The organism is Bacillus sp. P4_D3, assembly GCF_056401855.1.
Map to the genome: position 1 here is coordinate 1 of NZ_JBFUIN010000566.1, position 2,007 is coordinate 2,007.

Consider the following 2,007-nt stretch of genomic DNA (forward strand, 5'->3'; position numbering starts at 1 on the left):
GGAGAAATTACACGACTGTACTTGGCAGAATTTATGGCAGTAAGTGAAAATACYGTAGTTATTATTGATGAAATTTCAGTAGGGCTTGATCATAAAACACTATTAAAAATTTTAGAAGAGATTGAACAATTAGGATGTAAGAATCAAATTTGGCTTATTGATCATTCAGACACAGTACTTGATACAACTGATGAGCAATTGTTCTTTGGGCCAGGTAGCGGGAAATATGGCGGAACAATTGTTGAAGAATCACCAAGGCCAGAGCCAATAATTTGGGGAATAAATCATGAAATACCAACAGAATATTATGCATTCCATGATTTATATTGCCGTAACATCCAAATGACTGAATTTCAGATTCCTAAAAATAGACTTGTAACGGTTACAGGTGAATCAGGATGTGGTAAATCAACACTTGTTAATGAATGTATATCTAAAGATTTCCTGAAACKATATCCAAAAGATAAACTAGTAATGGTAGGACAAGATCGAAACCAATCAATTACAAGTCGGTCAACCGTTGCGACTTTTCTTGATATTAAAAAGAAACTTACTAAATATAGTGAAGGTATTGATTACATTTTTGAACGTTCGATTGAGGATATCATTGATGAACTTCCTAATGAAGATATCGCTTATAAACGCTTGAGCCTATTAATCAAACTTGGACTTGGCTATTTGACATTAGAACGGAAAACACAAACATTATCAACTGGTGAGTTTCAATGCGTTCATTTAGTTTCGGAGTTATTTGCAAAATCAAGAAATCCACATACACTATTTATTTTTGACGAGCCTTCAAAAGGTTTATCACAAAATATATTAAATCAATTCATTGATAGTGTCAGGGGGATTTTACAAGATGAATCAGTCTCTATCGTAATGATTGAACATAATGCCTATATGTTAGAAAACTCTGATTTCATCATTGATTTTGGTAAAAGACAACATGCATCTGTAGAACATCTTGATGTTGTGAGTCATGATGAGTATTATCGTCAAAAAAGCAGTGTGAATAATGCTGAGCAAATACATATTTCTTCAACACTGAATCAACAAAATGGAATTAATTACTTAGAAGAAAATCATATTGATTATTTTAAAAATGCAGAAAACATCTATAAGGGTGGCATATTAAAAAGCTTATCATCAATGGCTCGTTTAATTTACGGTGAATACGAATCTGATACAATTGCACCTGTTGTTGCTATTGATCTCGAAAGACATTTGTATAGTCAATATAGTTTTTTATATGAGATTGGTGGATTGATCAATCATATTGTAGCTGCTCATCCGACTAATAAAGATACGAGAAGTTTCGATTTCTATTCTCAGGATAATCATTGCCCATCATGTTCAGGACGTCTTAAGATAGAAATCTTTGATAAGGAAATTGTAATTCAAGATAAAAACATTCCATTTTGGGATGGTCTATTCTATCCKGAAATCATGAAAGTATTAAAGTTTTATCAATATGAAAAAATAGAATTTCTATTTGAAGAAATTAAAAATGAGCTAGGTCATGATTTGTCAAAGAGCTATAATGATATGTCTGAGGAAGAGAAACATACATTTTGGGACGGCTATTTTGATAAGTCCTTTTATGATAAGAAAGGAAAGACACGTAGAACATGGGTAGGATTTAATACGATTATTGGTGGGTATATTGTCATTTCCAAAGCAGCTATTAAAGAAGATATTAAAGCTTCTAAAGAAATGATGACATGTCCAATTTGTGAGGGGACTGTATTAAACCACCATAAATCGCTTAAGTTTGGAGATAAAGATATTCGTGAAATTATCAATCAGCCGCTTGAAGAAGTATTAAAAATAGTAGGTGATTTACCTGCACTAGTTAAATTGAAATCCATTTTAGGTGACGAGATGATTCTAACAGAAGACGTTTCGTTACTACCTAGAGAAACACAAGTTGCACTGAAAATGTTTGAACTAGAGCAAGCAAGCTTTTCAAACTATGAAATGGTATTACAAAATGTATTACCATTC

Annotated in this window: 1 protein-coding gene; it reads left to right on the forward strand. The window is 32.2% G+C overall.

Annotation, left to right across the window (positions count from 1 at the left end; genetic code table 11):
- On the forward strand, window positions 1–2,007 hold a 2,007-nt coding region (locus AC1DTM_RS24115; protein WP_477001070.1), incomplete at both ends, for an ATP-binding cassette domain-containing protein.